A 24800-nucleotide genomic window follows, 5' to 3' on the forward strand; every position below is an offset into this window, starting at 1 on the left:
ATCAGAGGCCTTTCAACAGATCGGACATATCGTCCGCGTGCTCTTCCTCCTGCGCCAGGATGTCCTCGAAGATGCGCCGGGTGGTCGGATCCTTGTCGCCGATGTACTGGATGATCTCGCGGTAGCTGTCGATGGCGATGCGTTCTGCCACCAGGTCCTCCAGCACCATCTCCTTCAACGAACTGCCCGCCACGTACTGGGCGTGGGAATTCTTCGTCAGGTTGTCCGGATTGAAGTCCGGCTCGCCGCCCAGCTGCACGATGCGCTCGGCCAGCTTGTCGGCGTGCTCGGCTTCCTGATTGGCGTGCTCGAGGAACTCCGCGGCGGCGACGCTGGCCTTGATGCCGCTGGCCATGAAGTAGTGACGCTTGTAGCGCAGGACGCAGACCAGCTCGGTGGCCAGCGACTCGTTGAGCAGGCGCAGGATCTTCTCGCGATCGGCGTGGTAACCCTCGGTCACCGCGCCTTGCTCGACATGCTGGCGGGCACGTTCGCGCAGGGTTTTCACATCGGTCAGTTCAACGCTCATGTTCATCTCCGAAAGCATCAGGGTGGTCATGGGGTGTCATGCGCCGTGCACGGCGTCGCTGTCTTGTTGGCGTTGCTTGCAGGTCTTGAAACCCTTGGCGTCGACATGGCCGGTGGCGTCGAAGCGCACGTAGTAGGGTTGCTGGTGGCCATCGCGGTTGAGGATGTAGTCGTTGCAGGTGCCGCCGTGGGGCAGGTCGATGACATTCGACGGGCTGCCGCCGATGGCGATGACCTTCTGCATGGTCATGCCGTGCTCGACCTGCTTGACCAGCGGCTCGTCGCGGTAGGTGACGTAGTCCACCGGGTTTTCCGGGCGGCTGCCGCAGGCGGCGAGGGTGGCGCTTGCCAGAAGGATGGCCAGGGTTCGCTTGTACATGGTCCCGCTCCTTGCTCAGGGTCTGTTCTGCTTGGAACCGCGCGGCGCGCCGGGAGTTCGATTGCGCTTGTCTCCGATGGCGCTGTAGGGTGGGCCGGTCTGTTCACGGATGAGGGCAAGGGTGATGAGTCAGGAGCTGGCCACGCGTTATCCACTGGTGCTGGTGCCGGGCATGCTCGGCTTCGTGCGGGCGCTGGTCTATCCCTACTGGTTCGGCATCGTTCCGGCATTGCGTCGGGGCGGCGCGCAGGTGTTCCCGGTGCAGGTGTCGCCGCTGCATTCCAGCGAGGTGCGGGGCGAGCAGTTGCTCGGCATCATCGAGGAGGTCTGCCAGCGCACGGGGGCCGACAAGGTCAACCTGATCGGCCATAGCCAGGGCGCGCTCAGTGCCCGTTATGCGGCGGCGAAGCGGCCTGACCGGGTGGCCTCGGTGACATCGGTGGCCGGCCCCAACCATGGCTCGGAGCTGGCCGACCATCTCGAACGCACGGCACCTGATGACTCTGTCCGGGGGCGCATCCTCAAGGCCGTGCTGCATGGCTTCGCTGTGGTGCTGGGTTGGCTGGAGACCGGCTGGCGCCGCGATCCGCTGCCGATCGACGTGCATGCTTCGCACCAGTCGCTGACCAGTGCCGGGGTGGCGCTGTTCAACCAGGCTTATCCACAGGGGCTGCCCGAGGTCTGGGGCGGCGAGGGGGCGCCGCAAGTGAACGGCGTGCGCTATTACTCATGGTCCGGAACCCTGCAGCCTGGGCGTACCGACCAGGGCCTGAACCGTTTTGACGGCAGCAACCGATTTTGCCGGCTGTTCGCCCGCAGTTTCGTCCGGGAGAAGGGGCAATGTGACGGCATGGTTGGGCGTTTCAGCTCGCACCTGGGGCAGGTGATTGGCGATGACTATCCGCTCGATCATCTGGATATCGTCAACCAGTCGCTGGGCGCGGTGGGCAAGGGTGCCGAGCCGGTGCGACTGTTTACCGAGCATGCCGCCCGGCTCAAGGCTGCTGGGTTGTGACGAACCCGGGGGCTGCCTCGCAGCCCTTTCGCGGCACAAGGCCGCTCCTACAGACGAACGCAATCCCCCTGTAGGAGCGGCCTTGTGCCGCGAAAGGAGCGCAAAGCGCTCCCATCTGTCAACGCCGCACAGGCGTGGTCCAACGCTCGGCCAACAGCACGCCGACTAATGTCAGCACACCGCCAACCAGGTGATAACTGGCCAACTGCTCATCCAGCACCACTGCCGCGATCACCGCCGTCACCACCGGCAACAGGTTGAAGAACAGCGTGGTACGGCTCGGCCCCAGGCGGTGCACCGCCTGCATCCACACCCGCGGCGCGACCATCGAGGCCAACAGGCCGGCATACAGCACCAGGCCAATGTTGTGGCCGTTCAACCCGGTCTTGGGCGACAGCAGGAACAGCGGCAGCAACACCAGGATCGCCACCAGCACCTGCAGGTACAGCAGTTGCAGCGGCGGCAGGCGCAGTTGCCATTTCTTCAGCAGGAAGCTGTACAGCGCATAGGCGAGGGTGGCCACCAGCATCATCAGGTCGCCCGCGTTCAGCCCCTGGTGCAGCAGCACGCCGGGTTGCCCGGCTGAGACCACCTCCAGCACGCCGAAGAACGACACCAGCGCGCCCAGTAGCGCGCCGTAGGTCAGACGCTGGCCGAGCCAGGCGATGGACAGGGCCAGCGACATCAACGGCATCAACGAGAGAATGATGCCCATGTTGGTGGCGCTGGTGATGGCCGCGGCGAAGTACGCCAGGCTCTGGTAGATGGCCATGCCCAGCACGCCCAGCACGAAGATCTTGCCCAGGTGCGGGCGGATGGCCGCGCGGTTGCGCCAGACTTGCGGCAGCAGGAAAGGGGTGAACAGCAGGCCGGCCAGCAGCCAGCGGTAGAAGCCGATCTCGGCGGGGAAGATGGCCCCGGCGGACATCTTGGTGACTACGGTGTTGCCGGCCCAGATGAGGATGGCGATGAGGGGGAAGAGGTAGTTCATGATGATTCTCGAGTTGCGGTTGACCCGTGGGAGCGAGGCAAGCCCGCTCCCACGTGGCGGCCATTATCGCTTGTCTGTTCAAATGCCTATACTTCCATCCAGACAACTCGCCCCGCGAAGCAGACAGCATGACCCGCAAGTACCTCGACATTCCGCAATTCGACCGGCTCCCCGCCCCGGTGTACTTCCGCTACGACGAATTCGGCGCCGATACCCACAGCCCGCCGCACCGTCACCCCTGGGGCCAGCTCAACTACGCCTCCCATGGCCTGATGCACCTGGACGTCGAGGGCCAGCGCTTCATCTCGCCCCCGCACTACGCCGTCTGGGTGCCGCCGGACACCGAGCACGGCTGCTACAACCCCCAGGCCATCATCTACCGCTCGGTCTACCTGGAGCGCAGCCTGTGTGCCGAGTTGCCGGACCAGCCCTGCAGCCTGGTGATCAGCGATATCCTCAAGGCGATCCTCGGCGACTTCGCCCGCCGCGACTTGCACATCGCCCAGGACGAGCGCGACCAGCGCCTGATCCAGGTATTGATCGACCAGTTGCACCTGGCACCGACGCAGACCTGCTACCTGCCGTTCGCCCGCGGCGACAGCCTGCGCCAGGTGCTCGAGGCGTTGCACGCGGAGCCTGGCGACAACCGTCCGCTCGGCCATTGGGCCGGGCAGGTGCATGTCAGCGAGCGCACCCTGGCCCGGCAGTTCTTGCGCGAGCTGGGCATGAGCTTCGGCGAATGGCGCTTGCGCCTGCGCTTTCTGCGGGCCATCGAGGCGCTCGAGGCGGGCACGCCGATCCAGGCCATCGCCTTCGACCTCGGCTACAGCAGCGCTTCGGCCTTCATCGCCATGTTCCAGCGCCAGGCCAATTGCACCCCGGAGCAGTACCGGCGGCGGGCGCGGACAGAGATGTAAGAATTCTTGTCTACACTCAGCTGCGACGAGCGCGCATCCGGCGCGCAGGCAAGGAGACCACTCCATGAAGCTGCTGCACGTACCCCTGCTGGTATTGGGCCTGTTGATCGCGGGCCAAGGGTTCGCCGCCACCGCGCAACAGGAAAAGATGAAGACCTGCAATGCCGACGCCACCACCAAGGCGCTCAAGGGCGATGAGCGCAAGGCGTTCATGAGCACCTGCCTGAAAAAGGATGTGCCGCAGACCCAGCAGGAGAAGATGAAGACCTGCAACGCCGACGCCAGCACCAAGGCGCTCAAGGGCGATGAACGCAAGACCTTCATGAGTGACTGCCTGAAGAAGAAATGACCTGCGCCTATGCCTCTGCCGTGAAGGCTGGCAGACTGCGGGACTTTCCGCTGTCTGCCGTTGAGGCTGTATGACTTTCACTCCCCGCCAGGTCACCCTGGCCAGCTGGATCATCGTCATGGCGGGCCTGTTGCTGGCGCTGCCGCTGAAGCTGCTGCCGAGCCTGCTGGCCGGCCTGCTGGTCTACGAGCTGGTCAACATGCTCACCCCGCGCCTGCAACCGCTGATCGCCGGGCAGCGCGCACGCTGGCTGGCGGTGGCGCTGCTCGGCACCCTGGTGGTGAGCACGCTGACGTTGCTGATCGCCGGCGCCTTCAGTTTCCTGCTGCACGAGGCCGAGAATCCCGGCGCCTCGCTGGACAAGTTCATGGGCCTGGTCGAGCGCGCCCGTGGCCAGTTGCCGCCGTTCATCGAAGCCTACCTGCCGGCCAGCGCCGCCGAGTTCAAGGTGGCCATCGGCGACTGGATCAAGAGCCACCTGAGCGACCTGCAACTGGTGGGCAAGGGCATGGCGCACATGTTCGTGACCCTGCTGATCGGCATGATCCTCGGCGCCATCGTCGCCCTGCAGCGCATCCCCGACATCTCCCGGCGCAAGCCCCTGGCGGCGGCGCTGTTCGAACGCCTGAGCCTTCTGGTGCAGGCGTTTCGCAACATCGTTTTCGCGCAGATCAAGATCTCGCTGCTCAACACCGTCTTCACCGGCATCTTCCTGGCCGTGGTGCTGCCGCTGTTCGGCGTGCACCTGCCGTTGACCAAGACGCTGATCGTGCTCACCTTCCTGCTCGGGCTGCTGCCGGTGATCGGCAACCTGATGTCCAACACCCTGATCACCATCGTCGGGTTGTCGCTGTCGATCTGGGTGGCGATGGCGGCGCTGGGGTACCTGATCGTGATCCACAAGGTCGAGTACTTCCTCAACGCGCGGATCGTCGGCGGGCAGATCAGTGCCAAGGCCTGGGAGCTGCTGCTGGCGATGCTGGTGTTCGAGGCGGCGTTCGGGCTGCCGGGGGTGGTGGCGGGGCCGATTTATTACGCCTACCTGAAGAGTGAGTTGAAGCGGGCGGAGTTGGTTTGACAAATTGCTGGGGCTGCGTTGCAGCCCTTTCGCGGCACAAGGCCGCTCCTACAGAAGAGCGCGTCCCCCTGTAGGAGCGGCCTTGTGCCGCGAAAGGGCGCGCAACGCGGCCCCAGGATGGCTCAGGCCGCGCCGTAACGCTTGCGTGCCTCGATTGCCAAGCCGCTACCGATGCTGCCGAAGATATTGCCTTCCACATGCCGCGCATTGGGCAGCATCGCCGCCACGCTGTTGCGCAGCGCCGGAATGCCGCTGGAACCACCGGTGAAGAACACCGTGTCCACCTGCCCCTCGCTGACGCCGGCCTTGGCCAGCAATTCGCTCACGCTGCCGCGCACCCGCTCCAGCAGCCCGCCGATGGCGTCTTCGAACAGCGCCCGGGTCAACTCGGCCGACAGCTCCGGCTCGATGCGGCCAAAGTCGATGCAGCGGCTGTCACGGTCGGTCAGCTCGATCTTGCTGGCCTCCACTTCCATCGCCAGCCAGTGCCCGGCGCGCTGTTCGATCAGGTTGAACAGGCGGTCGATGCCGAGGGTGTCCTCGATGTCGTAGCGCATGTTGCCCAGGGCCAGCTGCGATTTCTGCGAGTACAGGGCGTTGATGGTGTGCCAGGTGGCCAGGTTGAGGTGGTAGCTGGTGGGCATCAGCGCACCGCTCTTCATCCGGCTGCCGTAGCCGAACAGCGGCATCACGCCCTGCAGGCTCAGCTGCTTGTCGAAGTCGGTACCGCCGATGTGCACGCCGCCGGTGGCGAGGATGTCGTCCTGGCGCTCGGCCACCTGGTGGCGCTCCGGTGACAGGCGGATCAGGGTAAAGTCCGAGGTACCACCGCCGATATCGACAATCAGTACCAGCTCTTCACGGCTGATGCCCGACTCGTAGTCGAACGCCGCGGCGATGGGCTCGTACTGGAACGACACATCCTTGAAGCCGATCTTGCGCGCAACCTCCGCCAGGGTGTCCTCGGCCTCCTGGTCGGCGGCCGGGTCTTCGTCGACGAAGAACACCGGGCGGCCCAGCACCACCTGGTCGAACTCGCGGCCGGCATCGGCTTCGGCGCGCTTTTTCAGCTCGCCGATGTACATGCCCAGCAGGTCCTTGAACGGCAGGGCGCTGCCCAGCACGCTGGTGTCGTGCTTGATCAGCTTGGAGCCCAGCAGGCTCTTGAGCGAGCGCATCAGGCGGCCTTCGTAGCCTTCCAGGTACTCGTGCAGGGCCAGGCGACCGTACACCGGGCGACGCTCCTCGATGTTGAAGAAGACCACCGACGGCAGGGTGATCTTGCCGTCTTCCAGGGCGATCAGCGATTCGACGCCCGGGCGGTGCCAGCCAACCGTGGAGTTGGAGGTGCCGAAGTCGATGCCAAGGGCGCGGGCCGGGGATACGTCAGACATGGGGGAGAGCTTCCGGAGGCAAAACGGCCGCGCAGTTTATGCCAGTCTGCGGCTAAATCAAGACCGGTCGTCTGCGATAGCGCAACCCCGGATCAACCTTGAAAGGCTATGCTTGACCCCAATCTTCAGTAGCAATACGTACATTCACATCGGTGATCCATAGATGGACTTCAAAGACTATTACAAGATACTCGGCGTCGAGACGAGCGCGGACGAGAAGGCGATCAAGGCCGCGTACCGCAAGCTCGCGCGCAAGTATCACCCCGACGTCAGCAAGGAGCGTGACGCCGAGGACAAGTTCAAGGAGGCCAACGAGGCCTACGAAGTGCTTGGCGACAAGGACAAGCGCGCCGAGTACGACGAAATTCGCAAGTATGGCGGCCAGCATGGTCGGCCGTTCCAGGCACCGCCCGGCTGGCAGTCCCGTGGCGGCAATGGCGGCGGCGGTGGCTTCGAGGGTGGTGATTTCTCCGATTTCTTCAGCTCGATCTTCGGCGCCCGGGGCGGCAACCCCTTCGGTGGCGGCGGTGGCCGGCAACAACGCAGTGCCGGCAGGCGAGGGCAGGACGTGGAGCTTGAACTTGCAGTGTTCCTCGAAGAGACCCTGAACAAGGAATCCAAGCAGATCAGCTTCCAGGTGCCGCAGACCAACGGCGCCGGGCAGCGCACCGGCTTCACCACGAAAACGCTGAACGTGAAGATCCCTGCCGGGGTGACCGACGGCGAGCGCATCCGGCTCAAGGGCCAGGGCGCGCCGGGCGTGGGCGGTGGCGCCAATGGCGACCTGTTCCTGACCATCCGCATGGCACCGCACCCGCTGTTCGATGTCGAAGGCCATGACCTGATCATCACCGTGCCGCTGGCACCGTGGGAAGCGGCGCTCGGCGCCAAGGTGGCCGTGCCGACCCTGACCGGCAAGATCAACCTGACCATCCGCCCCGACAGCCAGAGCGGCCAGCGCTTGCGGGTCAAGGGCATGGGCCTTTTGAACAAGCAGGGCGAGCGCGGCGACCTGTACGCCCAGCTCAAGGTGGTCATGCCCGCCCAGTCCGATGACGCAGCTCGCGCATTGTGGACCCAGCTCTCCGAGAAAGCCGCGTTCAATCCGAGGACTCAATGGAGTAAGTGATCATGAGCAGCACCCTGATCGTTCAACTGGACATGCGTACCCTGTGCCAGGAAGCCGATGTGTCGGCCGACTGGGTGATCGAGATCGTCGAGCACGGCATTGTCGAACCGTCGGGGCGAACGCCCGAAGAGTGGGTGTTCGATGACCGCGCGCCGGTGACGTTGAAGCGCGCGGTGAAGCTGCATCAGGAGCTTGAGTTGGAGTGGGAAGGGGTGGCGCTGGCGCTGGAATTGCTGGAAGAGGTGCAGCAGTTGCGTAGCGAGAACAGCATGTTGAAGCAGCGGTTGGGCAGGTTTACCCAAATGTAGCTGGGGCTGCTGCGCAGCCCTTTCGCGGCACAAGGCCGCTCCTACAAGGGATCGCGCTCGCCTGTAGGAGCGGCCTTGTGCCGCGAAAGGGGCGCAGAGCGCCCCCAACTTCACGAAGCTTTCGCAATCACTTTGAAGTACAGCGCTGTCGCCCGGTAAACCCCCTCCGGCCCGCAGGCATAATCCGGAATCTCCCCCGCCTTGCTGTACCCCAGCGCTCGATAGAACGCCTCCGCCCCAGACCCCGCCTCGGTATCGAGAAACAACATCCCCCGCCCGATCCGCCGCGCATCAGCCTCCAGCACCCCCATCAACTGCTGCCCCAACCCACGCCGCCTTGCATCGCTGTGCACCAGCAACTTCTGCACTTCGCCCCGGTTCAGCCCATTGGGCTTCAGGCACAACCCCAGCTGCACACTACCCAGCACTTCCTGCCCCTGGGCAATGACCCAGAGCAGTTGCTCGCCACCGACCAGCTTTGCCTTCACCTCATCGAAGTAGGCCTTGGCCTGCTGCTCGTTGATATCGGCCAGAAACCCCACCGACGCGCCCTGTCGCACCGCATCGAGTAAAAGGGCCACCAGCCCGTCGCGGTAGTACGCCAGGCCTTCGTGGGTGACGCGGTGCAGCTGGGCTGTATTCATGGGCTTCAGTTCCTTGAAGGGGGAAGGGTGTTGCCATCCAGGTAAAGCTGCATGAAGGTCAGGTCCAGCCAGCGCCCAAACTTCACCCCCACCTGCGGCATCTGCCCGGTGATGCTGAAGCCCAGGCGTTCGTGCAGGCGGATCGATGCGGCATTGCCGCTCTCGATGGCAGCGACCATCACATGTTTGTCGCAAAGGCGCGCCCGTTCGATCAGCGCTTCCATCAGGACGGGGCCCAGGCCCTTGCCGCGTTGGTCGCCACGCACGTACACCGAGTGCTCGACGGTATGCCGGAAACCCTCGAACGGCCGCCAGTCGCCAAATGAGGCATAGCCCAGCACGCCGCTGTCGTCCACCGCCACCAGGATCGGGTAGCCCTGCTGCGCGCGGGCCTCGAACCAGGTCAGGCGGTTGCCCAGGTCAACCGGGGTTTCGTTCCAGATCGCCGTGGTGTTGGCCACGGCGTCGTTGTAGATGTCGAGGATGCCCGGCACGTCGTTGATCAGGGCGTCGCGGATCTGGTAACTCATGACAGCGTCTCGCAAGGGAAGTGGTTGCAGATTAAATGGTAACCAGGCCGCGCACACCTTCGGCCTGCATGTTTTCACCCCGGCCGCGCTGGACGATTTCGCCGCGGGCCATGACCAAATACTGGTCGGCCAGCTCCTCGGCGAAGTCGTAGAATTGTTCCACCAGCAGGATGGCCATGTCGCCCCGGTCGGCGAGCTTGCGGATCACCGCGCCGATCTCCTTGATCACCGACGGCTGGATGCCTTCGGTGGGCTCGTCGAGGATCAGCAGGCGAGGGCGGCTGGCCAGGGCACGGCCGATGGCCAGCTGTTGCTGCTGGCCACCGGAGAGGTCGCCGCCACGGCGTTGTTTCATCTGCTCCAGCACCGGGAACAGTTCGTAGATGAAGGCCGGCACTTCACGTGCCTCGCGGGCGGGGAAGCGCGACAGGCCCATCAGCAGGTTTTCCTCGACGCTCAGGCGCGGGAAGATCTCGCGGCCCTGGGGCACGTAGGCGATGCCGGCGTGGACCCTTTGCTGGGGCTTGAGCGTGGTGATCGGTTTGCCTTCCCATTCCATGCGGCCCTCGCGGGCCGGCAGCAGGCCCATCAGGCAGCGCAGCAGGGTGGTCTTGCCCACGCCGTTGCGGCCCAGCAGGCAGGTGACCTCGCCGACCTTGGCCTCGAAGGACAGGCCGCGCAGGATGTGGCTGCCGCCGTAGTATTGGTGCAGGGTGTCGATTTTCAGCATGTTGTGCCCTTGTTTGATTTGAGCGTGGGAGCGGGCTTGCCCCGCGATGGCGTCAGGCCTGGAAGTGATGTTGGCCGGGCTGGCGCCATCGCGGGGCAAGCCCGCTCCCACGCAACCCTCGCAGGCCTATCTACCGAGATACACCTCGACCACCCGCTCATCCTCCTGCACCTGCGCCAGCGACCCTTCCGCCAGCACGCTGCCCTGGTGCAGCACCGTCACATGGTCGGCGATGCTGCCGACGAAGCCCATGTCATGCTCCACCACCATCAGCGAATGCCGACCCGCCAACGAACGAAACAGCTCGGCGGTGAATTCGGTCTCGGCATCGGTCATCCCCGCCACCGGCTCGTCGAGCAGCAGCAACCTCGGCTCCTGCACCAGCAGCATGCCGATCTCCAGGAACTGTTTCTGCCCATGGGACAACAACCCCGCCTGGCGCTGGGCCAGGGGCAGCAGGCGCAGGGTGGCCAGGACTTCCTCGATGCGCTGGCGCTGTTCGCCGGACAACCGTGCCACCAGGCTAGCCCACACCGACTTGTCGGCCTTGAGCGCCAGCTCCAGGTTCTCGAATACCGTCAGCGCCTCGAACACCGTGGGCTTCTGGAACTTGCGGCCAATGCCGGCCTGAGCTATCTGGCACTCGCTCATGCGGGTCAGGTCGAGGGTGTCGCCGAAAAACGCGGTACCTGTGTCGGGCCGAGTCTTGCCGGTGATCACATCCATCATGGTGGTCTTGCCGGCGCCGTTGGGGCCGATGATGCAGCGCAGCTCGCCGACGCCGATGTACAGGTTCAGGTCGTTGAGCGCCTTGAAGCCATCGAAGCTGACGCTGATGCCCTCCAGGCTCAGCACCGTGCCGTGGCGGGTGTCGAGCCCGGCCTCGCGGCGCCGACCGAGGCCAATGGCCTCGCGACCGCTGCCGATCTGGTCGAATATCGGTTCCAGCATGAATTCCGGATGCACCGGGGGCACGCTTCTCATGGCTGGCTCCTTTTCTTCACAAGGCCGACCACGCCCTTGGGCAGGTACAGGGTGACGAGGATGAACAGCGCACCGAGGAAGAACAGCCAGTACTCGGGGAACGCCACGGTGAACCAGCTCTTCATGCCATTGACCAGGCCGGCGCCAAGCAGCGGTCCGATCAGCGTGCCGCGCCCTCCCAGGGCTACCCACACGGCGGCCTCGATGGAGTTGGTCGGCGACATTTCGCTGGGGTTGATGATGCCCACTTGCGGCACATACAGCGCCCCGGCCAGGCCGCACAGCACGGCGCTGAGCACCCACACCAGCAGCTTGAAGCCGCGTGGGTCGTAACCGCAGAACATCAGGCGGTTTTCCGCATCGCGTACGGCGGTGAGCAGGCGACCGAACTTGCTCTGGGTCAGGCGCCAGCACAGGAACAGGCTGCCCAGCAGCAGGCCGACCGTGAGCAGGAACAGCGCGGCCCGGGTGCCCTGGGCGGTGATGTCGAAACCTAGGATGGTGCGGAAATTGGTGAAGCCGTTGTTGCCGCCAAAACCGGTCTCGTTGCGGAAGAAGAGCAGCATGCCGGCGAAGGTCAGGGCTTGGGTCATGATCGAGAAGTACACGCCCTTGATCCGCGAGCGGAAGGCGAAGAAGCCGAACACCAGCGCCAGCAACCCCGGCGCCAGCACCACCAGGCACAGCGCCCAGGCGAAATACTGGGTGCCGGCCCAGTACCAGGGCAGCTCGCTCCACGACAGGAAGGTCATGAACCCCGGCAGCCCATCGCCGGCCGCCTGGCGCATCAGGTACATGCCCATGGCATAGCCGCCCAGGGCGAAGAACAGGCCGTGGCCCAGCGACAGCAGCCCGGCATAGCCCCACACAAGGTCCAGGGCCAGGGCGACGATGGCGTAGCAGAGGATCTTGCCGACCAAGGTCAGGGTATAGGCCGAGACCTGCAAGGAGTGCCCGTCGGGCAGCAGCGACAGCAGCGGCAGGGCCAGCAGCACCAGGACGACAACGGCGCCGACGGCCAGCGACACCCGGGTGCCGGCCTTGCGCGTGGCAGTGACAATCAATGGCTGGTTCATCAGTCGATTACCCGTCCCTTGAGGGCGAACAGGCCTTGCGGGCGCTTCTGGATGAACAGAATGATCAGCGCAAGGATGAGGATCTTGCCCAGCACCGCACCGATCTGCGGCTCCAGCAGTTTGTTGGCGATACCCAGCCCGAAGGCCGCCCACAGGCTGCCGGCCAGTTGGCCGACGCCGCCGAGCACCACCACCAGGAACGAGTCGATGATGTAGCTCTGGCCCAGGTCCGGCCCCACGTTGCCGACCTGGCTCAGGGCCACGCCGCCAAGCCCGGCGATGCCGGAGCCGAGGCCGAAGGCGAGCATGTCGACGCGCCCGGTGGACACCCCGCAGCAGGCCGCCATGTTGCGGTTCTGGGTGACGGCGCGCACGTTCAGGCCCAGCCGCGTGCGGTTGAGCAGCAACCAGGTGAGCAGCACCACCGCCAGGGCGAAGCCGATGATCACCAGGCGGTTGTACGGCAGCACCAGGTTGGGCAGCACCTGGATGCCGCCGGACAACCAGGCCGGGTTGCTCACCTCGACGTTCTGCGCGCCGAAGATCAGCCGCACGGCCTGGATCAGGATCAGGCTGATGCCCCATGTCGCCAGCAGGGTTTCCAGCGGCCGGCCATATAGGTGGCGGATCACGGTGCGCTCCAGGGCCATGCCGACGCCCGCGCTGACGGAGAAGGCCACCGGCAGGGCGATCAGCGGATAGAACTCGATGGCGCCCGGGGCATAGCGTTGCAGCAGTACCTGGACCATGTAGGTGCTGTAGGCGCCGAGCATCAGCATTTCGCCGTGGGCCATGTTGATCACCCCCAACAGGCCGAAAGTGATCGCCAGGCCCAGCGCCGCCAGCAGCAGGATCGAGCCCAGTGACAGGCCGCTGAAGGCCTGGCCGAGCAATTCACCGACCAGCAGCTTGCGCTGCACCTGTGCCAGGCTGGTTTCGGCGGCGGTGCGTACGGCGGCGTCGGTTTCCGCGTCGGGTTGCAGAAGGGCTTCGAGGCGGGTGCGGGCCAGCGGGTCGCCGGTTTCACCGAGCAGACGCACGGCTGCCAGGCGTACCGCGGGCTCGCTGGCGCCCAGTTGCAGGTTGGCCAGGGCCAGGCCCAGGGCCGCGTGCACGGCGGCGTCCGGTTCGCTGGCGAAGCGGCGGTCGAGGAAGGCCATTTGCGCGGGTTGCGCGGTTTTCTGCAGTTGCTGGGCGGCGGCCAGGCGCACGTTGGCTTGGTCGCTGAGCAGTTGATGGCTGGCCAGGGCGTTGTTGATCAGGCCGCGCAGGCGGTTGTTCAGGCGCAGTTTGCGGGTGTCGTTTTCGGCGATGCGGCCCTGGCGCAGGTTGTCCAGCAGCGGCAGGCGGGCGGCATCAGGTTGCGCGGCCCAGGTTTCGAGCAGGCGGGCTTGCTCGGCGGGTTTGGCGCTGAGAAAGAATTCGCCCTCGCTGGCTTGGGTGGCCAGGGGCAATAGCAGCAGTAGTGTGAGCAGGAGTCTGATCATGCGGGCAATCCTGGAAATCTGCGGTGGATTCATCGCGGGGCAAGCCCGCTCCCACGCCACCCACCATTAGCTGACGAGATCTGCTAGCTGACGAGATCGGCGTGGGAGCGGGCTTGCCCCGCGATAGCGTCAGTTGCCCTTCACTGCATAGTCCGGCCGCTTGTCATTCCCCGGAATGAACGGGCTCCAAGGCTGCGCCCGCAGCGGCTCCTCGGTCTGCCACACCACACTGAACTGCCCGTCATCCTGGATCTCGCCGATCATCACCGGCTTGTGCAGGTGGTGGTTGCTCTTGTCCATGGTCAGGGTGAAGCCCGACGGCGCCTTGAAGCTCTGCCCGGCCAGCGCCTCGCGCACCTTGTCCACATCGGTGCTGCCGGCCTTCTGCGCCGCCTGCGCCCACATGTGGATGCCCACGTAGGTGGCTTCCATCGGGTCGTTGGTCACCGCCTTGTCGGCCCCCGGCAGGCCCTTGGCCTTGGCGTAGGCCTTCCAGTTGGCGACGAACTTCTGGTTCACCGGGTTATCCACAGACTCGAAGTAGTTCCACGCCGCCAGGTGGCCCACCAGCGGCTTGGTGTCGATGCCGCGCAGCTCCTCTTCACCCACCGAGAACGCCACCACCGGCACGTCGGTGGCCTTCAGCCCCTGGTTGGCCAGCTCCTTGTAGAACGGCACGTTGGAGTCGCCGTTGACCGTGGAAATGACCGCCGTCTTGCCGCCAGCCGAGAACTTCTTGATGTTGGCGACGATGGTCTGGTAATCGGCGTGACCGAACGGCGTGTAGACCTCTTCGATGTCCTTGTCGGCCACGCCCTTGCTGTGCAGGAAGGCGCGCAGGATCTTGTTGGTGGTGCGCGGGTAGACGTAGTCGGTGCCCAGCAGGAAGAAGCGCTTGGCGCTGCCGCCGTCCTCGCTCATCAGGTATTCCACCGCCGGGATCGCCTGCTGGTTGGGCGCAGCGCCGGTGTAGAACACGTTCGGCGACATCTCCTCACCCTCGTACTGCACCGGGTAGAACAGCAGGCCGTTGAGCTCCTCGAACACCGGCAGCACCGACTTGCGCGACACCGAGGTCCAGCAGCCGAACACCACCGCCACCTTGTCCTGGGTCAGCAACTGGCGGCTCTTCTCGGCGAACAGCGGCCAGTTGGACGCCGGGTCCACCACCACCGCCTCAAGCTGCTTGCCGTTGACCCCGCCCTTGGCGTTGATCTCGTCGATGGTCATCAGCGCCATGTCCTTGAGCGAAGTCTCGGAAATCGCCATGGTCCCCGACAGCGAATGCAGGATGCCGACCTTGATGGTCTCGGCGGCCTGGATGCTCCAGCTCAGGCCCATCGCGGCGATCGATGCGCTGAGGGTGAAGGCCTTGATCAGACTGCGTCGCTTCATGTGCTCACTCCGATGTGATGGTGGGTGTTGGCCAGGTCGGAGAGTGCAAAGGCTGTGCCGAGCGATGGAAAGTGCGTGATAGAGCGGTTGTGCGACGAATCGGGGCGTAGGGAGGGGCCAGGATGGTGCTTGCAGGTTGGGCCTGCACAGGATTGGGGCCGGGGGCGATGAACACTTTTGACACATAAGCGGTACTTGAGTACCGTGCCGCACCGCAGTAGTTTCTGCGGTTCGGGATTGGCGTCCCGTATTCAGAGAGATCGAGCACTGGCGCACCTTGCGGCGGTGTTCTGCATGGCTGCACCCGTTATGGGCGGAGTCGTGTGGGGGAGCCTTCGGGCTCACCGGTTCTCTCTGCCGGCACGCCAACCTCGCACGGCTTCGCTCACCCATCCTGGCGTATGGGCGCGGAGCTTCTAAAAGAGAGAGCTGCAAGGAGATGCACCATGCTCAAGAAGATCGTTCCAGATCCACCGTTCGCATTTGTCGAGATCGCCACCTTTCATCGAGAGGTGCAGCCATGAACCAGGAATCGCTGGTCAACCACAGTCCCCGCAAATCACGTCCCGTCACCGCTTGTTCCCACTTCGGCACCTGCAATCACGCCCATGATCCGATTCTCTCGGTACGTGCTGGCGTTGATAGCGAGGATGCGCTGGTGTGCGCCGTGGCGGCGTTGAAGGCGGCGTATGAGACCAATGCTGCCGCATTGGAGAAGGCCGGGGAGCCGTTGCGCAGTTTGCTGACGGCGACCGAGAACTCGCTGGAGAAAGGCCTGGCGTTGGCCGAGGCGGTGCTTGAGGGGTTGGAGCAGGGTTAGCCCTGGGGCTGCTTTGCAGCCCTTTCGCGGCACAAGGCCGCTCCTACACAGGGGGAGCGCGATCATCTGTAGGAGCGGCCTTGTGCCGCGAAAGGGCCGCGCAGCGGCCCCATTGGCCGGATCAGTTATTAGAGGCTTCACGCACCGCCGCACGCGGCTGACGCCTGCTGCGCACAAACTGATAGGTCACCGCCAGAATCACAAACCAGATCGGCGTCACCACCAGCGCCGAGCGCGTATCCGCTTCCAGGCTCAACAGCACCAGAATGCCGGCGAAGAACACCAGGCACACATAGCACATGAAACGCCCGCCCGGCATCTTGTAGGTGGACTGCTCATGCAGCGCCGCGCGCTGTTTGCGGTAGCTCAGGTACGACAGCAGGATCAGCGTCCACACGAACATGAACAGCACCGCCGACACCGTCGTCACCAGGGTGAAGGCTTCGATCACATTGGGTACCAGGTAGATCAGCACCGCGCCCAGCAGCAGGCAGGTGCAGGAGAAGTACAGGCCGTTGGCCGGTACCGCGCGGCGCGAGAGTTTCTCGAACGCCTTGGGCGCATCACCCTCCTGGGCCAGGCCGAACAGCATGCGGCTGGTGGAGAACACGCCGCTGTTGGCCGACGAGGCCGCCGAGGTGAGCACCACGAAGTTGATGATGCTCGCCGCCGCCGGCAGGCCGGCCAGCACGAACAGCTCGACGAACGGGCTCTTGCCCGGCACCACGTCACGCCATGGAGTCACGGCCATGATCGCGATCAGCGCCAGCACGTAGAACACGATGATGCGGATCGGGATCGAGTTGATCGCCCGCGGCAGGGTGCGCTCGGGGTTCTTCGCCTCGGCGGCGGTGGTGCCTACCAGCTCGATGCCGACGAAGGCGAACACGGCGATCTGGAAGCCGGCGAAGAAACCGAGCAGGCCGTTGGGGAACATACCGCCGTCATTCCACAGGTTGGCCAGGGTGGCGGTATGGCCTGCTGGCGATTGGAAGCCGGTGATGACCATGTACAGGCCGGTGGCGACCAGGCCCATGATGGCGATGATCTTGATCAGGGCGAACCAGAACTCCATTTCACCGAACATCTTCACCGTCACCAGGTTCAGCGACAGCAGCAGGGCCACGCAGCTCAGCGCCGGTATCCACTGCGGAAGGTCCGGGAACCAGAATTGCGTGTAGGCGGCGATCGCCACCACGTCGGCGATGCCGGTGACCACCCAGCAGAACCAGTAGGTCCAGCCGGTGAAGTAGCCGGCCCAGGGGCCGAGCAGGTCGGCGGAGAAATCGATGAACGACTTGTAGTTGAGGTTCGACAGCAGCAGCTCGCCCATGGCGCGCATGACGAAGAACAGCATGAAGCCGATGATCATGTAGACGAAGATGATCGACGGGCCGGCCAGGCTGATGGTCTTGCCCGAGCCCATGAACAGGCCGGTGCCGATGGCGCCGCCGATGGCGATGAGCTGGATGTGGCGGTTGGTCAGGTTGCGTTGCAGGTGCTGCTCTTCGGAGGGTGTCTGGGAGGTCCGGGTCATAGGCTGCATTCCATTGAGGGTCAGTCTTTTTGTGAGCGAAAGCCGAGTAGGCTATCACGTCGCGTTCCGATCGCGGGTGCGGCAGATCGGCACGATCTTGGCGGTGCAGCGCGGTGCTCGACATGACGGGAATCAATGGTTGTTGGTGCCGGCCTCATCGCGGGGCAAGCCCGCTCCCACGCCAGCCCTGTGAGATTGGCGTGGGAGCGGGCTTGCCCCGCGATTGCGATATCAGGCTCGAACCATGACCCGGCGTCTCACAACCAGACTATCCACCACCCACATCACCACCATCGAAATCCCCACCAGCGGGAAGGCAACGCCTAGCACCACCATCACCCCCACGGCCATCTTCCAGCGCGGCAGGTCATGGCGCAGCGGCGGCACCCCCAGCCCACCAGCCGGCTTGCGCTTCCACCACATCACCAGCCCACTCACCGACCCCAGCAGGATCATCAGGCACACCAGCAGGATGACGATCTGGTTCAACGGCCCGAACATCTTCCCTTCGTGCAGCATCACCCCCAGCTCCGTGGCACGCGCCACCGGGCTGTAGTCCTGCCAGCGCACATCGGCTAGCACCTGTCCGGTGTACTGGTCCACATGCAGGGTGGCATCGTTACGCGGATCGTCGGCGAACACCGCAATGGTGAACACTCCTTCGGCACTGGTCGGCAGGGTGATGCTGTAGCCCGGCTCGACCTCGCGCAGATTGGCGATGTTCTCGACCTGCTGCAGGCTCACCTGGGGCGCGGCGGGGGCGTGATCCATCATGTGGTGCCCGGCATGCTCGGCATGGGCGCCGGACACCGGCATCGGGGTGTTCTCCATGGCCCACGGCACGGTCTGGCGGTGGGCTTCATTCAGTTCGCGTGCCTCTTTATCTGACTTGGGCACATCATTCCACATGGCCGCCGGGAACCGGTTCCATAGGTCGGCATACTGCTTGCCCCATAGCCCGGTCCAGGTCATGCCGCTGATCAGCATCAACAGCAGCAGGGCTGAGCCCCAGAATCCTGTAACAGCATGCAGGTCGCGCCACAGCACCCGGCCGCGTGCGCTCAGGCGTGGCCACAGCACGCCCGCGCTGTTGCGCCCGCGTGGCCACCACAAATAGAGGCCGGACACGACCAGGACGATGCCCCAGCCGGCCGCCAGTTCCACCAGCCGGTCACCGACCGTGCCGACCATCAGTTCGCCATGCAGGGCACGGGCAATGGCCTGCAGGTTTTGCTTGCCGTCCTGCGCGCCCAGCACCTTGCCGCTGTACGGATCGACGAACACGTTCAGCTCGCGCCCGCCGTCATGTACGACGAACTGTGCGCTGCGCTCGGCGCTCACCGATGGCAGGTACTGCCCCACCTGACCCTGTGGATAAGCCTGGCGTACGTTGGCCAGCAACGTATCGGCGCCCTGTCGGTGATGGCCGGCCTCGACCACCATCAGCTCGCGGTACATCAGCGGGTCGAGCTGCGGCTTGAACAGGTAGATGATCCCGGTGATCGCCAGCAGGATCATGAACGGCGCCACGAACAGTCCGGCATAGAAATGCCAGCGCCACGCAAGGTTGTAGAAGGAAACGTTTGGTTTGCTCATGGGAGCCTCCCGTAGACCTCAAGTGGGCGCGGTCAGGTCCCGCGCCCGTTTGTTGTTGTCAGAAGCTGAAGTCGACCTTGGTCCAGAAGGTCCTGCCTGGCTCGTTCACCGGGTCCGTGGCGTTGGCCGGGTAGCCGAACCCGGCGTTCCCGGCCAGGTTCAGGTGCTCGGCGTAGGCCTTGTCGAACAGGTTGTCGACGCCCGCGCTGAGCTTGAGGTTGTTGTTGATCTTGTAGGCGCCGTTGAGCGAGAACACGCCGAAGCCTGAGCTGGTGTCGTAGTCCTTGCCGACCACATTGCCCTGGTTCTGGGCGATGCGGTTCTGCTCGGCCACCAGGCGCCACAGGGCGCCGACGCTCCAGGTGTCGCGGCTGTAGGTCAGCCCCAGGCGGCTTTCCAGCGGTGGCATCTGTGGCAGGGCCTTGCCGTCGCTGCTGTTCTTGCCCCATGCGTAGGCCAGGGTGGCGTCGGCCTTCCAGTTTTCGGTCAGCTTGTAGGCCGCGCCCAGTTCGCCGCCCATGATGCGGGCGTCGATGTTCTGTGCCTGGGAGGTGAGCGAGCCCATCATGTTGCGCTGGTAGTCGAACAGGATGTAGTCGCGGACCTGCCCGACATAACCCGAAGCCCAGGCTTCCAGGCGCTCGTCGCGGTACTGGATGCCGAAGTCGAGTTGGGTGGTCTTCTCCGGCTTGATACCGTCGAAGGCGTTCACCGAACCGGCCGGGGCACGCTTGGGCGAGAACAGCTCCCAGTAGTCGGGGAAGCGCTGGGTGTGGCCGAGGCCGATGTAGGTGGTGGCCGGGATCGCCGCCAGGTCGTGCTCGTAGCGCACGAAGCCGCTGGGCAGGGTGTCGGCGCGGGTATCGCCTTCAGTGGCGCTGCCCTTGCGGAAGTCTCGGGCCGAAGCGCGGTCCAGGCGGGCGCCGGTGACCAGGCGGTCTTCGCCGGTCGCATACCAGGTGAGTTCGCCGAAGGCGCCGTAGTTGTGGAAGTCGGCATCCTTGGTCCAGGGCTGGCCCTTGTGCGCGTTGACGCCCATGCCGCCACGCTGGCGGTGCTCGTTGGTCTGCGCGTCGATGCCGCTGGTCAACTGCACGTCGGCCCAGCGCCAGGTGGCCTTGATCCGCGCGCCCATCGTGCGGCGGTCGACGTTGCTGACCATGGGCATCCCCATCATGCCGGCGCCCGACGGGGTGCGCAGGGTGTAGTTGTCCATCACGTGGTCGGCGTAGTTGTAGTAGACCTGCGCCTCGACCTTGTCGAGCACCTCGCCGAGGTTGGACTTCTCGAAGCGCAGCCCCAGGCTTTCGCGCTTGAACTGCGAGCCGTCCATGCCGCGCCCGGCGGAACGGGCCTCGCCGTCGCCCTTGCCGGCGGTCAGTTCGAGCAGGGTGTCGGCGTCCGGGGTCCAACCAACCGAGACATCGCCGTTCCACTTGTCCCAGCGCGACGGCACGGTGTCGCCGTTGCCGTCCTCGAAGTCGTCCGAGTGCGACTGGTTGCCGATGAAGCGCACATAGCCGAGCGAACCGCCGGCCGCGGCGTCGAGCACCTTGTCGAAGCGGCCATTGGAGCCGGCCAGCACACTGCCGTTGACCCGGCTGCCCAGCTCGCCGAACTTCTCCGGTTCACGCTCGAAGAGGATGGTGCCAGCGGAGCCGCCTGGGCCCCAGATTACGCTTTGCGGGCCTTTGATCACGGTGAGGCGGTCGTAGGTTTCCGGCGAGATGTACGAGGTCGGGGCGTCCATACGGCCGGGGCAGGCGCCGAGCATCATGCCGCCGTTGGTGAGGATGTTCAGGCGCGAGCCGAACATGCCGCGCAGCACCGGGTCGCCATTGGTGCCGCCGGCGCGGATCACCGAGAAGCCGGGGATGGTCTTGAGGTAGTCGCCGCCGTCGCTGGCGGGCACGGGTTGGCGCGGGTCCTTGGGGTTGGTGACCACGGTCAGTGGCGAGCTCGGGGCGATGGCGGTGATCACCGTCGGGCTCAGCTCGGCCGGGTCGTGCACATGGCCTTCATGGCCAGTTTCGGCGGCGAAGGCCAGTGGCGCGAGCAGCGAGCCGCAGAGCATGGCGACGGTGCCACGCAGGGAAAGGGCAAAAACAGGGGTGCAGCCGGACATAATGATTCCAGTCGATCAGTCGTGAGTCAGCGCGAAGCCTCCTGGCTTCGGGCATTTAGCGTGTTGTGTTCATACGACGATCGAACGGGGCGGTGCGCGGCTGCGGGCGCCGGGGAATACAGCCTGCCGGGCATGGCCCTGGCGCGTGGCGACGGTGAGGTGGGTGGGTGGGGGGGCGCAGCCTGCGCTGAGCGGGCTGAGGCTTTGGGGCAGGGCGGGGCAGTTGAACAGCAGGCTGCAGTAGCCGCACTTCTCCCACATCACATGCAGCTGGCCATCGTTGCCGTGGCCGTGGTGCTCGTCGTGACCGTGCGCCATGGGCATGCTCATCGACATGTCCATGGGCATGGACATGCCGGCGTGGTGCTCCATCGGCATCGACTGGGAAACCAGCGGGCCGATGAAGATCATCCACATGGCGAACAGGCTCAGCCAGCCGCCACCGACGCGCCTGCAATCAGGGCGGGTAGTGCGGGCGGAGCTGTAGCGCGGCAGGCTCATGGCGAGCGCCAGTCAGTCGATCAGGTCAGTGCGCGTGCTCGTGCGCCGCGGCCTGCTCGGCCGGTGGCTGCTTCTGCACCGCGACGTCGACAGTGACGTCACCGGCTTTTTCGAAGTGCAGGGTCAGCGGGAAGCGCTTGCCGTCGGTCAGCAGGCTGCGGTCCTTGGGTTGCATGATCATCACGTGGTAGGCGCTGGGGGCGAACACCACATCCTTGCCGGCCGGGACCAACACGCTTGGCACATGTTGCATCTTCATGGCGCCGGCGGCGCTCATCACATGCTCATGCAACTGGGCGTCGTCGGTGATGGGGCTTTTCACCGAAAGCAGGCGGTCATCGGCCTTGCCGTTGTTGTGCACGACAAAGTAGGCCGCCACGTTGGGCGCGTTCGGCGGCAGCTCCAGCGACCAGGGGTGGGCGATATGCAGGTCGCCGACGCTGTACTCGTGGGCGGTGGCGTAGGCGCCGGGCAGCAGCAGGGCGGCCAGGACGAGGGCTTGCTTGAGCATGGGTGAGTCTCCGGTCTGTTCAGGTTCTGAAGGACAGCGTAGTGAACTCAGACCAGCGGAGAGGCACGGGGATTGAGCGCGGGCCAGAGTTGGCGCGGCGTGGGTTGGTAGTCGGCGAGGTGTTGTGGGTGGCTTGCCGGCTGCACGGGAGGGTTGTGCAACTGCGGCGGGTAGCCGGGTAGGGCCAGCAAAGGCGCCGCGCCCAGGCAGCACCAGCAGTTCATCATGCTGGCGCTGTCGTCGCTTTGCGTCCCCAGGTCGATCTTGGCCAGGGCCTGGACATCGACCTTGGCCTTGTTGGCCATGCTGGAACAGAAAGCCCCCCACAGCAGCTGTTCGGCCGGGCCCTTGGGCGCGGCAGAGGACAGCGGCATGGCCAGCAGGTTGAACAGCACTGCGAAGCAGGCTATCCAGGCGATGTGCCGACGTGGGGGCATGGAGAGATCCGGTCAGGAATCGTGATGGCTATTGTACGGCGGAGTATAGGTAAAAAAGCCGGGGTGCGGTGAAGTGCCGCACCTGGGGCAGAGCATGTCGTGCCAGAGGCGCGGGTTCGTGGGAGCGGGCTTGCCCCGCGATAGGGCCAGGCCTGGGAATGATGTTGCCTGGGCGGGCCCTATCGCGGGGCAAGCCCGCTCCCACGATGCCCGCTCGCGCAGGGCTGGGGTATCAGGCCTTGCCACGCCCCATCAGCCCACGCACGGTCTCCTGCAGATCTGCCGGCAGCACCACCACCTTGGCATTGTCGCTACCCGCCAGATTCTCCATCGCCCCGATATACCGCTCACCCAGCAGGTACATGGCCGGCACGGTCTCGCTGCCCACCGCTTCCTTGACCAGGGTGATCGCCCGCGCCGACGCCTCGGCCAGGTTGACCTGGGCCTCGGCATCCAGCTTGGCCGCCTGCAGGCGTGCCTCGGCTTCGAGAATCGCCGCCTGCTTGTTGCCTTCGGCGCGGGTCACATCAGCTTTACGCTCACGCTCGGCGGCCGCCTGGCGTTCCATGGCGGTCTGCATGCTCGGCGAGGGCTTGATGTCCTGGATCTCCACCGAGCGCACGGTCACGCCCCAGTCTTCGGTCTGCTCGGACATCGCTTCGCGCAGGCGCGCCTTGATCTGCTCGCGGCTGGACAGCGCCTCGTCCAGGTCCATGGCGCCGACGATGGCGCGCAGCGAGGTCATGGTCAGGCTGGTGACGGCGAACGAGAAGTTCTGCACGCCGTACGAGGCCTTCTGCGGGTCGACCACCTTGGCGAAACACAGGGCGTTGGCGACGATCACCGCGTTGTCCTTGGTGATGATCTCCTGCTGCTGCACGTCGAGGATGATGTCCTTGGTCGGCAGGCGGTAGGCGACCACGTCCATGTACGGAATGACGATGTTCAGGCCCGGCTTGAGGGTGCTGTGGTAGCGGCCCAGGCGCTCGACGATCCATTCCTCGCCCTGGGGCACGATGCGCACCCCCTTGAACACGGTGATCAGGACGAATGCGGCGAGGGTGCCGACGACGATGAGGCTGGTCATGCTTGCGAACTTCCTTTTAGTGCGGATTCAGGCCCGGGTGACCCGGGCGGTGTTGCCTTCGATGGCGGCCAGGCGCACGCGCTCGCCGGCGGGAATTTCATTGTCCGAGACGCAAGTCCATTCCTCGTTGCCGAGGATCGGTTTCTGAAAGCGTACCCGGCCTTTCTGGAACTGCGACACGTTGGCGGTCAGCAGGCCGACCTCACCGATCACGCTGTCGGCGGTCCAGCGCACGTCCGGCTTCTTGCGGCGGAACACCTTGAACCAGAGCACGGTGGTGATCGATGAGAACACCACCCACAGCAGGCCCTGCATATCGAGTTGCAGGCTGGGGGCGAGCAGCGAGACGAGCGACACCAGCACGGCACCGACGCCGAACCAGAGGATGAAGAAGGTGGGGAGCACCAGTTCCAGCAGGATCAGGGCCACGCCGAAGACGAGCCAGATCCACCATTGCATTTCCATATGGGTGGAGCCTTCCAGAAGGGGAGAGGTGATTCTACGGCAGGATCAAGGCACAGGGCCATCTCGTGACCGTCAGCGTGGGTGTGACACCCAGTCTTCCACACGCAACCCCGGAACACGCTGGAACTCGCGCAGGTTGTTGGTCACCAGCGTGAGGCCACGAGCGCGGGCGTGGCCGGCAATCATTCTGTCGTAGGGGCCGATGGGCGTGCCGGCCTTGGCCAGCTCCGCACGTAGCTGCGCGGTGTGAGCTGCGCCCTGAATGTCGTAGTCAAGCACATCGAGCCGTGCGGCGAACCCCTCGACAATGGCCAGGTTACGTACCGGCGCGGCGGATTTCTCCGCACCGTAGATCAACTCCATCAGGGTTACCGTGCTGATAGCCAACTGGCCGTGGTAGCGATTGAATGCCTCGCGCACTACCTGTGGCTTGTTCTTGATGGTGAAAATGCAGATGTTGGTATCGAGCATGTACCTGAGCATCAGAATCCTTCGCGCTCCTGGTCGGCTGGCTGTTCCCTGCTTGCCATGAAGTCCGCACTCACATCGTCACCCTCGAACCAGCTGTCCCAGCTTTCGCCGGCAGGCGAAATGATACGGGAACGGCCCACCGCGACGATGTCCACGCGGGTGACGTCTTCTGGAAGGGCGAGGGCTTTGGGCATACGGATAGCCTGGCTGCGGTTGCTTTTGAAGACTGCACCTTGCTCCATGATGGGCCTCCTTGAAAGCGCAAATGTATGTCCGGAGTTTAATTCCGGGAATGGATATGTCAATGGGATATACG

General features: G+C 64.9%; 28 protein-coding genes. 7 read left to right on the top strand and 21 right to left on the bottom strand.

Translation table 11 applies throughout. From position 1 onward, the window contains the following. Window position 1: 1 nt before the first annotated feature. Both POF53_RS09245 and osmE read right to left on the bottom strand, forming a co-directional pair. On the bottom strand, window positions 2–535 hold the full coding sequence (locus POF53_RS09245) for a ferritin-like domain-containing protein (protein ID WP_232966694.1): 534 nt from the start codon (window positions 533–535) through the stop codon (window positions 2–4). A gap of 30 nt (window positions 536–565) precedes the next feature. Next, window positions 566–907: an osmotically-inducible lipoprotein OsmE gene (gene osmE, locus POF53_RS09250; RefSeq protein ID WP_028688233.1), complete on the bottom strand. Its 342-nt coding sequence runs from the start codon at window positions 905–907 to the stop codon at window positions 566–568. Between the two features lie 124 nt (window positions 908–1031). On the opposite strand from osmE, the gene POF53_RS09255 reads away from it, so the two are divergent. Next, complete coding sequence (locus tag POF53_RS09255) at window positions 1032–1922, top strand: lipase family alpha/beta hydrolase (RefSeq protein WP_254464353.1); 891 nt, start codon at window positions 1032–1034, stop codon at window positions 1920–1922. A gap of 118 nt (window positions 1923–2040) precedes the next feature. Here the strand turns inward: POF53_RS09255 and POF53_RS09260 are convergent, their stop codons facing one another. Further along, window positions 2041–2916 (bottom strand): DMT family transporter, encoded by an 876-nt coding sequence (locus POF53_RS09260; protein WP_498967477.1) that lies wholly within the window; start codon window positions 2914–2916, stop codon window positions 2041–2043. A 125-nt stretch (window positions 2917–3041) separates the two neighbouring features. Between POF53_RS09260 and POF53_RS09265 the strand changes: the two genes are divergently transcribed. The 3 genes from POF53_RS09265 to POF53_RS09275 all read left to right on the top strand — a co-directional run bounded on the left by POF53_RS09265 (window position 3042) and on the right by POF53_RS09275 (window position 5257). Continuing rightward, window positions 3042–3830, top strand: a complete 789-nt coding sequence (locus POF53_RS09265) for an AraC family transcriptional regulator (RefSeq protein WP_232856574.1) — start codon at window positions 3042–3044, stop codon at window positions 3828–3830. Window positions 3831–3894: 64 nt separating this feature from the next. After that, window positions 3895–4179 (top strand): PsiF family protein, encoded by a 285-nt coding sequence (locus tag POF53_RS09270; RefSeq protein WP_232856575.1) that lies wholly within the window; start codon window positions 3895–3897, stop codon window positions 4177–4179. A gap of 70 nt (window positions 4180–4249) precedes the next feature. Continuing rightward, window positions 4250–5257: an AI-2E family transporter gene (locus POF53_RS09275; protein WP_110734957.1), complete on the top strand. Its 1008-nt coding sequence runs from the start codon at window positions 4250–4252 to the stop codon at window positions 5255–5257. Between the two features lie 122 nt (window positions 5258–5379). On the opposite strand, the gene POF53_RS09280 is transcribed toward POF53_RS09275, so the two are convergent. Beyond that, a complete protein-coding gene (locus POF53_RS09280) occupies window positions 5380–6651 on the bottom strand; it encodes an Hsp70 family protein (RefSeq protein WP_232856576.1) in 1272 nt (423 codons plus the stop codon). A 163-nt stretch (window positions 6652–6814) separates the two neighbouring features. Between POF53_RS09280 and cbpA the strand changes: the two genes are divergently transcribed. Both cbpA and POF53_RS09290 read left to right on the top strand, forming a co-directional pair. Further along, on the top strand, window positions 6815–7780 hold the full coding sequence (gene cbpA, locus POF53_RS09285; protein ID WP_232856577.1) for a curved DNA-binding protein: 966 nt from the start codon (window positions 6815–6817) through the stop codon (window positions 7778–7780). A gap of 2 nt (window positions 7781–7782) precedes the next feature. Then, window positions 7783–8088, top strand: a complete 306-nt coding sequence (locus POF53_RS09290) for a chaperone modulator CbpM (protein WP_011535907.1) — start codon at window positions 7783–7785, stop codon at window positions 8086–8088. 110 nt (window positions 8089–8198) lie between these two features. Here POF53_RS09290 and POF53_RS09295 read toward each other — a convergent pair whose 3' ends face one another. From POF53_RS09295 to urtA, 7 genes are all read right to left on the bottom strand, one after another. Then, the gene (locus POF53_RS09295) at window positions 8199–8732 is read right to left on the bottom strand and encodes a GNAT family N-acetyltransferase (protein ID WP_232856578.1); all 534 of its coding nucleotides are present in this window, start codon (window positions 8730–8732) and stop codon (window positions 8199–8201) included. A gap of 5 nt (window positions 8733–8737) precedes the next feature. After that, the gene (locus POF53_RS09300) at window positions 8738–9262 is read right to left on the bottom strand and encodes a GNAT family N-acetyltransferase (protein ID WP_232856579.1); all 525 of its coding nucleotides are present in this window, start codon (window positions 9260–9262) and stop codon (window positions 8738–8740) included. A gap of 31 nt (window positions 9263–9293) precedes the next feature. Next, window positions 9294–9992, bottom strand: a complete 699-nt coding sequence (urtE, locus tag POF53_RS09305) for an urea ABC transporter ATP-binding subunit UrtE (RefSeq protein WP_232856580.1) — start codon at window positions 9990–9992, stop codon at window positions 9294–9296. Between the two features lie 126 nt (window positions 9993–10118). Continuing rightward, on the bottom strand, window positions 10119–10943 hold the full coding sequence (gene urtD, locus POF53_RS09310) for an urea ABC transporter ATP-binding protein UrtD (protein ID WP_498967479.1): 825 nt from the start codon (window positions 10941–10943) through the stop codon (window positions 10119–10121). A 29-nt stretch (window positions 10944–10972) separates the two neighbouring features. Beyond that, entirely contained in the window at window positions 10973–12052 is a 1080-nt protein-coding gene (urtC, locus tag POF53_RS09315) for an urea ABC transporter permease subunit UrtC (RefSeq protein WP_203648126.1), read from the bottom strand. Beyond that, window positions 12052–13539 carry an urea ABC transporter permease subunit UrtB gene (urtB, locus tag POF53_RS09320; RefSeq protein WP_232856582.1) on the bottom strand — a complete coding sequence of 496 codons (1488 nt, stop codon included), beginning with the start codon at window positions 13537–13539 and terminating at the stop codon, window positions 12052–12054. The genes urtC and urtB overlap by 1 nt, the downstream gene beginning before the upstream one ends. A 129-nt stretch (window positions 13540–13668) precedes the next feature. Then, window positions 13669–14934, bottom strand: a complete 1266-nt coding sequence (urtA, locus tag POF53_RS09325) for an urea ABC transporter substrate-binding protein (RefSeq protein WP_232856583.1) — start codon at window positions 14932–14934, stop codon at window positions 13669–13671. 520 nt (window positions 14935–15454) lie between these two features. On the opposite strand from urtA, the gene POF53_RS09330 reads away from it, so the two are divergent. Continuing rightward, window positions 15455–15754: a hypothetical protein gene (locus POF53_RS09330; protein ID WP_186713780.1), complete on the top strand. Its 300-nt coding sequence runs from the start codon at window positions 15455–15457 to the stop codon at window positions 15752–15754. Window positions 15755–15875: 121 nt separating this feature from the next. Here the strand turns inward: POF53_RS09330 and cycA are convergent, their stop codons facing one another. The 10 genes from cycA to vapB form a co-directional block, all read right to left on the bottom strand. Beyond that, window positions 15876–17291: a D-serine/D-alanine/glycine transporter gene (cycA, locus tag POF53_RS09335; protein WP_232856584.1), complete on the bottom strand. Its 1416-nt coding sequence runs from the start codon at window positions 17289–17291 to the stop codon at window positions 15876–15878. A gap of 231 nt (window positions 17292–17522) precedes the next feature. Further along, complete coding sequence (locus POF53_RS09340) at window positions 17523–18887, bottom strand: PepSY-associated TM helix domain-containing protein (RefSeq protein WP_498967393.1); 1365 nt, start codon at window positions 18885–18887, stop codon at window positions 17523–17525. A gap of 58 nt (window positions 18888–18945) precedes the next feature. Next, window positions 18946–21012: a TonB-dependent copper receptor gene (locus POF53_RS09345; RefSeq protein WP_498967395.1), complete on the bottom strand. Its 2067-nt coding sequence runs from the start codon at window positions 21010–21012 to the stop codon at window positions 18946–18948. A gap of 69 nt (window positions 21013–21081) precedes the next feature. After that, a complete protein-coding gene (locus POF53_RS09350; RefSeq protein ID WP_498967397.1) occupies window positions 21082–21513 on the bottom strand; it encodes a DUF2946 domain-containing protein in 432 nt (143 codons plus the stop codon). Window positions 21514–21538: 25 nt separating this feature from the next. After that, window positions 21539–22024: a copper chaperone PCu(A)C gene (locus tag POF53_RS09355; protein WP_234560880.1), complete on the bottom strand. Its 486-nt coding sequence runs from the start codon at window positions 22022–22024 to the stop codon at window positions 21539–21541. A 47-nt stretch (window positions 22025–22071) separates the two neighbouring features. Beyond that, a complete protein-coding gene (locus tag POF53_RS09360) occupies window positions 22072–22461 on the bottom strand; it encodes a DUF2946 domain-containing protein (protein WP_234560879.1) in 390 nt (129 codons plus the stop codon). Window positions 22462–22693: 232 nt separating this feature from the next. After that, complete coding sequence (locus POF53_RS09365; RefSeq protein ID WP_110735010.1) at window positions 22694–23548, bottom strand: SPFH domain-containing protein; 855 nt, start codon at window positions 23546–23548, stop codon at window positions 22694–22696. Window positions 23549–23575: 27 nt separating this feature from the next. Then, the gene (locus tag POF53_RS09370) at window positions 23576–24013 is read right to left on the bottom strand and encodes an NfeD family protein (RefSeq protein WP_232856591.1); all 438 of its coding nucleotides are present in this window, start codon (window positions 24011–24013) and stop codon (window positions 23576–23578) included. A gap of 72 nt (window positions 24014–24085) precedes the next feature. Next, entirely contained in the window at window positions 24086–24496 is a 411-nt protein-coding gene (gene vapC / locus POF53_RS09375; RefSeq protein WP_498967401.1) for a type II toxin-antitoxin system tRNA(fMet)-specific endonuclease VapC, read from the bottom strand. Beyond that, entirely contained in the window at window positions 24496–24726 is a 231-nt protein-coding gene (vapB, locus tag POF53_RS09380; protein ID WP_011535889.1) for a type II toxin-antitoxin system VapB family antitoxin, read from the bottom strand. Before vapB ends, vapC begins: the two co-directional genes overlap by 1 nt. Window positions 24727–24800: the final 74 nt, after the last annotated feature.

Source organism: Mitsuaria sp. RG (assembly GCF_028369275.1).
GTDB classification, from domain to species: domain Bacteria; phylum Pseudomonadota; class Gammaproteobacteria; order Pseudomonadales; family Pseudomonadaceae; genus Aquipseudomonas; species Aquipseudomonas peradeniyensis.

What these genes read in the sequence shown, in the direction of transcription:
- urtA (WP_232856583.1), bottom strand. Translation starts at nt 14,934, where the DNA reads ATGAAGCGACGCAGTCTGATCAAGGCCTTCACCCTCAGCGCATCGATC.
- POF53_RS09265 (WP_232856574.1), top strand. Translation starts at nt 3,042, where the DNA reads ATGACCCGCAAGTACCTCGACATTCCGCAATTCGACCGGCTCCCCGCC.
- vapC (WP_498967401.1), bottom strand. Translation starts at nt 24,496, where the DNA reads ATGCTCAGGTACATGCTCGATACCAACATCTGCATTTTCACCATCAAG.
- cycA (WP_232856584.1), bottom strand. Translation starts at nt 17,291, where the DNA reads ATGACCCGGACCTCCCAGACACCCTCCGAAGAGCAGCACCTGCAACGC.
- osmE (WP_028688233.1), bottom strand. Translation starts at nt 907, where the DNA reads ATGTACAAGCGAACCCTGGCCATCCTTCTGGCAAGCGCCACCCTCGCC.
- POF53_RS09300 (WP_232856579.1), bottom strand. Translation starts at nt 9,262, where the DNA reads ATGAGTTACCAGATCCGCGACGCCCTGATCAACGACGTGCCGGGCATC.
- POF53_RS09280 (WP_232856576.1), bottom strand. Translation starts at nt 6,651, where the DNA reads ATGTCTGACGTATCCCCGGCCCGCGCCCTTGGCATCGACTTCGGCACC.
- urtB (WP_232856582.1), bottom strand. Translation starts at nt 13,539, where the DNA reads ATGATCAGACTCCTGCTCACACTACTGCTGCTATTGCCCCTGGCCACC.
- POF53_RS09340 (WP_498967393.1), bottom strand. Translation starts at nt 18,887, where the DNA reads ATGAGCAAACCAAACGTTTCCTTCTACAACCTTGCGTGGCGCTGGCAT.
- POF53_RS09295 (WP_232856578.1), bottom strand. Translation starts at nt 8,732, where the DNA reads ATGAATACAGCCCAGCTGCACCGCGTCACCCACGAAGGCCTGGCGTAC.
- POF53_RS09290 (WP_011535907.1), top strand. Translation starts at nt 7,783, where the DNA reads ATGAGCAGCACCCTGATCGTTCAACTGGACATGCGTACCCTGTGCCAG.
- urtC (WP_203648126.1), bottom strand. Translation starts at nt 12,052, where the DNA reads ATGAACCAGCCATTGATTGTCACTGCCACGCGCAAGGCCGGCACCCGG.
- POF53_RS09360 (WP_234560879.1), bottom strand. Translation starts at nt 22,461, where the DNA reads ATGCCCCCACGTCGGCACATCGCCTGGATAGCCTGCTTCGCAGTGCTG.
- POF53_RS09370 (WP_232856591.1), bottom strand. Translation starts at nt 24,013, where the DNA reads ATGGAAATGCAATGGTGGATCTGGCTCGTCTTCGGCGTGGCCCTGATC.
- POF53_RS09245 (WP_232966694.1), bottom strand. Translation starts at nt 535, where the DNA reads ATGAACATGAGCGTTGAACTGACCGATGTGAAAACCCTGCGCGAACGT.
- POF53_RS09270 (WP_232856575.1), top strand. Translation starts at nt 3,895, where the DNA reads ATGAAGCTGCTGCACGTACCCCTGCTGGTATTGGGCCTGTTGATCGCG.
- POF53_RS09365 (WP_110735010.1), bottom strand. Translation starts at nt 23,548, where the DNA reads ATGACCAGCCTCATCGTCGTCGGCACCCTCGCCGCATTCGTCCTGATC.
- POF53_RS09275 (WP_110734957.1), top strand. Translation starts at nt 4,250, where the DNA reads ATGACTTTCACTCCCCGCCAGGTCACCCTGGCCAGCTGGATCATCGTC.
- POF53_RS09255 (WP_254464353.1), top strand. Translation starts at nt 1,032, where the DNA reads ATGAGTCAGGAGCTGGCCACGCGTTATCCACTGGTGCTGGTGCCGGGC.
- POF53_RS09345 (WP_498967395.1), bottom strand. Translation starts at nt 21,012, where the DNA reads ATGTCCGGCTGCACCCCTGTTTTTGCCCTTTCCCTGCGTGGCACCGTC.
- POF53_RS09355 (WP_234560880.1), bottom strand. Translation starts at nt 22,024, where the DNA reads ATGCTCAAGCAAGCCCTCGTCCTGGCCGCCCTGCTGCTGCCCGGCGCC.
- POF53_RS09330 (WP_186713780.1), top strand. Translation starts at nt 15,455, where the DNA reads ATGAACCAGGAATCGCTGGTCAACCACAGTCCCCGCAAATCACGTCCC.
- urtE (WP_232856580.1), bottom strand. Translation starts at nt 9,992, where the DNA reads ATGCTGAAAATCGACACCCTGCACCAATACTACGGCGGCAGCCACATC.
- vapB (WP_011535889.1), bottom strand. Translation starts at nt 24,726, where the DNA reads ATGGAGCAAGGTGCAGTCTTCAAAAGCAACCGCAGCCAGGCTATCCGT.
- urtD (WP_498967479.1), bottom strand. Translation starts at nt 10,943, where the DNA reads ATGCTGGAACCGATATTCGACCAGATCGGCAGCGGTCGCGAGGCCATT.
- cbpA (WP_232856577.1), top strand. Translation starts at nt 6,815, where the DNA reads ATGGACTTCAAAGACTATTACAAGATACTCGGCGTCGAGACGAGCGCG.
- POF53_RS09350 (WP_498967397.1), bottom strand. Translation starts at nt 21,513, where the DNA reads ATGAGCCTGCCGCGCTACAGCTCCGCCCGCACTACCCGCCCTGATTGC.